Origin of the sequence: Paenarthrobacter sp. NPDC090522 (assembly GCF_044769225.1) — a bacterium.
GTDB lineage: Bacteria > Actinomycetota > Actinomycetes > Actinomycetales > Micrococcaceae > Arthrobacter.
The window spans coordinates 23,423-29,751 of record NZ_JBIVXL010000031.1 but is presented as its reverse complement, the minus strand read 5'-3'; the positions used below and the strand labels follow the sequence as shown (position 1 = coordinate 29,751).

At 64.9% G+C, this 6,329-nt stretch carries 5 protein-coding genes; 4 read left to right on the top strand and 1 reads right to left on the bottom strand.

Translation table 11 applies throughout. The annotated features are described in order from the left end of the window. Positions 1-122 precede the first annotated feature (122 nt). The gene (locus tag ACIQT2_RS23010) at positions 123-1,139 is read right to left on the bottom strand and encodes a LacI family DNA-binding transcriptional regulator (protein WP_402951374.1); all 1,017 of its coding nucleotides are present in this window, start codon (positions 1,137-1,139) and stop codon (positions 123-125) included. Positions 1,140-1,267: 128 nt separating this feature from the next. Between ACIQT2_RS23010 and ACIQT2_RS23005 the strand changes: the two genes are divergently transcribed. Genes ACIQT2_RS23005 through ACIQT2_RS22990 form a run of 4 tightly spaced genes read left to right on the top strand, consistent with a single transcriptional unit; the run spans position 1,268 to position 6,321 of the window. Next, positions 1,268-1,642 (top strand): L-rhamnose mutarotase, encoded by a 375-nt coding sequence (locus ACIQT2_RS23005; protein WP_402951371.1) that lies wholly within the window; start codon positions 1,268-1,270, stop codon positions 1,640-1,642. Further along, the gene (rhaI, locus tag ACIQT2_RS23000; protein ID WP_402951369.1) at positions 1,639-2,805 is read left to right on the top strand and encodes an L-rhamnose isomerase; all 1,167 of its coding nucleotides are present in this window, start codon (positions 1,639-1,641) and stop codon (positions 2,803-2,805) included. The genes ACIQT2_RS23005 and rhaI overlap by 4 nt, the downstream gene beginning before the upstream one ends. A 4-nt stretch (positions 2,806-2,809) precedes the next feature. Continuing rightward, positions 2,810-4,840 carry a bifunctional aldolase/short-chain dehydrogenase gene (locus ACIQT2_RS22995; protein WP_402951366.1) on the top strand — a complete coding sequence of 677 codons (2,031 nt, stop codon included), beginning with the start codon at positions 2,810-2,812 and terminating at the stop codon, positions 4,838-4,840. 8 nt (positions 4,841-4,848) lie between these two features. Continuing rightward, positions 4,849-6,321: a rhamnulokinase family protein gene (locus ACIQT2_RS22990; protein WP_402951363.1), complete on the top strand. Its 1,473-nt coding sequence runs from the start codon at positions 4,849-4,851 to the stop codon at positions 6,319-6,321. Positions 6,322-6,329: the final 8 nt, after the last annotated feature.

Sequence of the window (6,329 nt, the reverse complement as noted above, 5' to 3'; positions counted from 1 at the left end):
CCCTAGTCGCCCGCGGCCTTGGTGCGGGGGTAAACCGTCCCCCCCCTCGGGGTGAATTTTCCCCCCCAAAAAACGCCCTTTTTGGGGGCTTTTTGACGGCTCAAAACGCGCACAACTGCGACTCAGTTGGGTGAGCCGGACGTGCTTTGGCGGACCACCAGTTCGGGCGTGAAGACGACGGCACGGTGCTTGGTTCCGCCGCTGTCCTGTTCCTCGGCAAGGAGTTCGATGGCGGTCCGGCCCAGGGCTTCGGTGGGCTGGCGGATGGAGGAGAGGGGCACGACGGCGGAGATCGCAAAGTCGATGTCGTCGTAACCGATCAGGGCAATATCCTCCGGGATGCGCACGGTCCTGAGCATGGTGATCGACTGCATCACGCCAAGCGCCAGGAGGTCGTTGGAGCAGAAGACAGCTTCCGGACGGTCCACAGGCGAACGCTCCACCAACGTGTTGCCCACCTGGCGGCCGGCAAGGACGGTTTGGCCTGCGGAGTCCAGGACCTCGATGGTGGCTCCGTCCACTTCGGAAACGGCACGCTGCGCGCCCTTGAGTCGATGCGCCACCTGCCGGATCGACGGGGTGCCAACAAAAGCCAGACGACGGCGGCCCGTCTCCAGCAGGTGCCGGGCAGCGAGGTAGCCGCCTTCTTCGTCATCCACGGAAACTGAACTGCAGCGATCAGTGTCGGCCAGCTGATCCACCAGGACCGTGGGCACTCCACGTTCACGCAAAGTGTCGATTCGCTCGGCGACGTCGCCCACGGGGGAAATGAGCAGGCCCTGGACGCGCTGCTCCTGGAACAAGTCCATGTAGTGCACTTCGCGGGAAGCGTCCTGGCCGCTGTCCCCCACCAGCACCACGCTACCCAGCGCCGTAGCGGCGTCCTCTGCTGCCCGGGCTACGGAGGAAAAGAAAGGGTTGCCGACGTCCAGCACGATCAAGCCGATGGTGCGGCTCTGGCCGGCGCGCAATTGGCGGGCGGCGTCATTCCGCACAAATCCAAGTTCAGCGATGGATTTAAGCACTCGCTCCTTGGTGCGCTGCGAGACTCGGTCCGGGTAGTTGAGCACGTTGGAAACAGTGCCCACGGCAACCTTGGCGTGGGTGGCAACGTCTTTGATGCTCGCTGTTTGGGACATGCTTTCCAATCTCCGCTGTCTTCTCGTCTTACCTGCAGGAAACGCCTTGACACCCTCCTTTATCCGAGGGTAATTTGAATCGTAACAAATGAAACGATTCAAAGACGAGTAACCCCGGAGAACCGCAGATGAGGGTATGTTTCCGCTCCTCCGTCCACTCCGAGCTGATGGACGAGTACAAGCGCCGCCACGCAGCCGTTTGGCCCGAAATGCTCCGTGCCCTCAAGGACGCGGGGTGGAACAACTACTCACTGTTTCTCGCGTCAGACGGGCAGCTCATTGGCTACTTGGAATGTGATGACTATGCGCAAGCGCAAGCCCGCATGGCCGTCACCGAGGTCAACGCCCGCTGGCAAGCGGAAATGGCCACCCTCTTCGCCAACAGCGATGTCCCTCCGGACGAGGGCTTCGAGATCGTCGAAGAAGTTTTCAACCTGGAAGACCAACTGGCTTCAGCAAGCAAGGCCGGCAACGCCACCACCCATGAGAAGGAACAAGCATGAACACCACAGAATCGGCCCTGGGCCGCTTGGGAGAACTGGCCATTGAAGTGCCGTCCTGGGCCTATGGGAATTCGGGGACGCGGTTCAAGGTCTTCGGCACTCCGGGTACCCCGCGCACTGTGCAGGAAAAGATCGCAGACGCTGCGAAGGTCCACGAGCTCACGGGCCTGGCCCCGACGGTTGCGCTGCATATCCCGTGGGACAAGGTGGACGACTACACCGCGCTGCGTGAATATGCGGAGGGTCTGGGCGTTGGCTTGGGGACCATCAACTCGAACACGTTCCAGGACGACGAGTACAAGTTCGGTTCCCTGACCTCGTCCAACGATTCGGTGCGCCGCCGCGCGATCGAGCACCACCTGGACTGCATCGAGATCATGCACGCTACCGGGTCCAAGGATTTGAAGATCTGGCTCGCTGATGGCACCAACTACCCCGGCCAGGACGATATGCGTGGCCGTCAGGACCGCCTGGCCGAGTCGCTGCAGGAGATCTACGCAGCCCTGGGTGATGAGCAGCGCCTGGTGTTGGAGTATAAGTTCTTCGAGCCGGCTTTCTACCACACCGATGTTCCGGACTGGGGTACCTCATACGCCCAGACCCTGGCCCTCGGTGAGAAGGCGTTCGTGTGCCTGGACACCGGCCACCACGCCCCGGGCACCAACATCGAGTTCATCGTGATGCAGCTCCTGCGCCTGGGCAAGCTCGGTTCCTTCGACTTCAACTCCCGCTTCTACGCCGACGACGACCTGATTGTTGGCGCGGCCGATCCGTTCCAGCTGTTCCGGATCATGCACGAAGTCATCCGCGGCGGCGGGTTCGGCAAGGACTCCGGCGTCGCGTTGATGCTGGACCAGTGCCACAACCTGGAAGAGAAGATCCCGGGCCAGATCCGCTCGGTCCTGAACGTCCAGGAAATGACGGCCCGCGCCCTGCTCGTAGACACCGCAGCGTTGAACGAGGCGCAGCGTGCCGGGGATGTCCTGGCCGCGAACGGCATCTTCAACGATGCCTTCTACACCGACGTCCGCCCGGCCCTTGCCGAGTGGCGTGAATCCCGCGGCCTGCCCGCCGACCCGATCGCTGCCTACAAGGCCAGCGGCTACCAGAAGAAGATCAACGAGGACCGCGCAGGCGGCCAGCAAGCCGGATGGGGCGCGTAAAGCTATGAGCACTGTTGAAGACCTGATTTCCCGTTCCAACCGCCTCGGCGCGGACAAGCGGAACACCAACTTCGCCGGCGGCAACACCTCCGCCAAAGGCACGGAGAAGGACCCGGTCACCGGCGAGGACGTCGAGCTCCTTTGGGTGAAGGGCTCCGGCGGTGACCTCGGCACCCTGAAAGCTGAGAACCTGGCCGTGCTCCGGCTCGACCGGCTCCAGGCGCTCAAGTCCGTTTACCCCGGCGTCGAGCGTGAAGACGACATGGTGGCCGCGTTCGATTACTGCCTGCACGGCAAGGGCGGCGCGGCACCCTCGATCGACACCGCCATGCACGGCCTCGTGGACGCAGCCCACGTGGACCACCTGCACCCGGACTCGGGCATCGCGATCGCCACCGCCGTGGACGGCGAAGCCCTGACCTCGAAGATCTTCGGCGACAAGGTGGTCTGGGTTCCCTGGCGCCGCCCCGGATTCCAGCTCGGCCTGGACATCGCCGCGATCAAGGAAGCCAACCCGCAGGCCATCGGCACCATCCTGGGCGGCCACGGCATCACCGCCTGGGGCGCCACCAGCGAAGAAGCCGAAGCGAACTCCCTCTGGATCATCGATACCGCTGAGACCTATATCAAGGAGAACGGCAAAGCCGAGCCCTTCGGCCCCGCCCTGCCCGGCTACTCCGCGCTCCCCGACGCGGAGCGCCGCGCGAAAGCAGCAGCCCTGGCCCCGGTGATCCGCGGCCTGGCTTCCACGGACAAACCGCAGCTGGGGCACTTCAGTGATGACGCCGTCGTTCTTGACTTCCTCGCCGCCGAAGCACACCCGCGGCTCGGCGCGCTCGGCACGTCCTGCCCGGACCACTTCCTCCGCACCAAGGTCAAGCCCCTCATCCTGGACCTGCCCGCGGATGCTTCCATTGAGGAATCGGTCAACAGGTTGAAGGAACTGCACGCCGAATACCGTGAGGACTACCAGGCCTACTACGACCGGCACGCTGAAGAAGACAGCCCGGCGTTGCGCGGCGCTGACCCGGCGATCGTGCTCATCCCCGGTGTGGGCATGTTCTCCTACGGCAAGGACAAGCAGACCGCCCGCGTGGCCGGTGAGTTCTATATCAACGCGATCAACGTGATGCGCGGCGCCGAAGCGATCTCCACCTACGCCCCGATCGAGGAATCCGAGAAATTCCGCATCGAATACTGGGCACTGGAAGAAGCCAAGCTCGCCCGGATGCCCAAGCCCAAGTCCCACGCGACCCGCGTCGCGCTGGTGACCGGTGCGGCGTCGGGCATCGGCAAGGCGATCGCCACCCGTTTGGCGTCCGACGGCGCGTGCGTAGTCATTGCCGACCTGAACCTTGAGAACGCCCAAGCCGTCGCCGAGGAACTGGGCGGCGCGGACGTCGCCATCGGTGTCCAGGCCGACGTGACCAACGAAGTCCAAATCGCCGCCGCGATCCAGGAAGCTGTCCTCGCCTTTGGTGGCCTGGACCTGGTGGTCAACAACGCCGGCCTGTCCATCTCCAAGCCGCTGCTCGAAACCACCGAGAAGGACTGGGACCTGCAGCACAACGTCATGGCCAAGGGCTCGTTCCTGGTCTCCAAAGCAGCAGCGAAGGTCATGATCGACCAAGGCCTGGGCGGAGACATCATCTACATCTCCTCCAAGAACTCCGTGTTCGCCGGGCCCAACAACATCGCCTACTCCGCCACCAAAGCAGACCAGGCCCATCAAGTCCGTTTGCTCGCCGCGGAACTGGGCGATCACGGCATCCGCGTCAACGGCATCAACCCCGACGGCGTGGTCCGCGGCTCCGGCATCTTCGCCGGCGGCTGGGGCGCCAAACGTGCGGCGGTCTACGGCGTGGACGAGGAAAAACTGGGCGAGTACTACGCCCAGCGCACCCTCCTCAAGCGCGAAGTCCTCCCCGAACACGTGGCCAACGCCGCCGCCGTGCTCACCAGCAACGAACTCTCCCACACCACCGGCCTCCACATCCCCGTGGACGCCGGCGTCGCAGCAGCGTTCCTCCGATAGGTCATCCCGTGACAAACGCAGCAACCAGCACCGCCCCGGCCAACGCCGGGGCGGTGCCCGCTCCCCAGGTCTTCGCCGCGATCGACATTGGCGCATCCTCAGGCCGCGTCATGCTCGGCCGCGTCTCCCCCTCCACAGGGGCGACGCTGGAAACCGTGCACCGGTTCCCCAACGGCGTTGTGGAGTACGACGGCGGCCTCCACTGGGACTTCGACGCCCTTTTCGCTGAGGTACTCAAGGGCTTGGCGGCTGCCGCTTCGGTGACCGCCGGGAACGGTGAACGGATCGCCAGCATCGGCATCGACACCTGGGCTGTGGACTATGGGCTGGTTGATGCTTCCGGGGAGCTCGTCTCGGTTCCCTACAGCTACAGGGACGAACGAAGCCGCTCCACCGTTTCCCGGGTCCACGCCGTCATCCCGCCGGAGAAGCTCTACGCCACCACGGGCTTGCAGTTCCTGCAGTTCAACACCATCTATCAGCTCGCTGCCGAACCGACCCTGGACGGTTTGCAAGCACTGCTCATCCCGGACCTGATCGCCTTCCTCCTCACGGGCCAGCGCCGCACGGAGGCAACCAATGCCTCCACTACGGGGCTCTTCGATGCCGTGGCCGGTGACTGGGCGGTTGATTTCCTGGACGCGCTCGGCCTCCCGCAGGACATCTTCCCGCCGTTGATCCAACCCGGTGAAACCGTAGGCACGCTGCTGCCCTCGGTGGCCGAACGAACGGGACTCGCTGCCGATACCCGGGTGGTGGCCGTGGGTTCCCACGACACCGCCTCGGCCGTTGCCGCAGTCCCGGCATCCGCGGCGAGCGGGGATTTCGCCTACATCTCCTCCGGCACCTGGTCCCTGGTTGGCGTCGAACTGGACACCCCTGTCCTGAGCGAGGACAGCCGCACGGCCAACTTCACCAACGAACGCGGCGTGGACGCAACTGTCCGGTACCTCCGCAACGTCGGAGGCCTCTGGCTGCTCAGCGAATGCCAGCGCACGTGGGCAGCCCAAGGCTTCAACCAATCACTCCCGGCCTTGCTTGACGCAGCCGCGGCACTCCCTCCCGGGGGCCCGCACATCAACGCCGACGACCCCGCCTTCACCGCCCCGGACAACATGCCCGAGCGCATCCGTGCAGCCGTGCGGCACAACGGCGAGGTGCTCGCGGACCGGCCTGCCGCCGTCGTGCGTTGCATTCTGGACAGCCTCGCAGCCGGTTACGCCCGCACCCTGGCCGACGCCGAACGCCTTACCGGCCGCGCCACGTCCGTGGTGCACGTGGTGGGCGGCGGCTCCCAAAACAGGCTCCTGTGCCAACTCACCGCCGACGCAACAGGCAAACCCGTGATCGCGGGGCCGGTCGAAGCGACCGCGCTGGGCAACGTCCTTGTCCAGGCACGTGCGGCAGGGGTAGTGCAGGGCGGGCTGGCGAAGCTAAGGCAGCTCGTGGCGGCGGGAACCGGCTTGACGCGCTACGACTGACGCTTCGC

Bases quoted from the DNA above. Each gene is read 5' to 3' on its own strand.
- ACIQT2_RS23010 (WP_402951374.1), bottom strand. From the start codon at position 1,139: ATGTCCCAAACAGCGAGCATCAAAGACGTTGCCACCCACGCCAAGGTT.
- ACIQT2_RS23005 (WP_402951371.1), top strand. From the start codon at position 1,268: ATGAGGGTATGTTTCCGCTCCTCCGTCCACTCCGAGCTGATGGACGAG.
- rhaI (WP_402951369.1), top strand. From the start codon at position 1,639: ATGAACACCACAGAATCGGCCCTGGGCCGCTTGGGAGAACTGGCCATT.
- ACIQT2_RS22995 (WP_402951366.1), top strand. From the start codon at position 2,810: ATGAGCACTGTTGAAGACCTGATTTCCCGTTCCAACCGCCTCGGCGCG.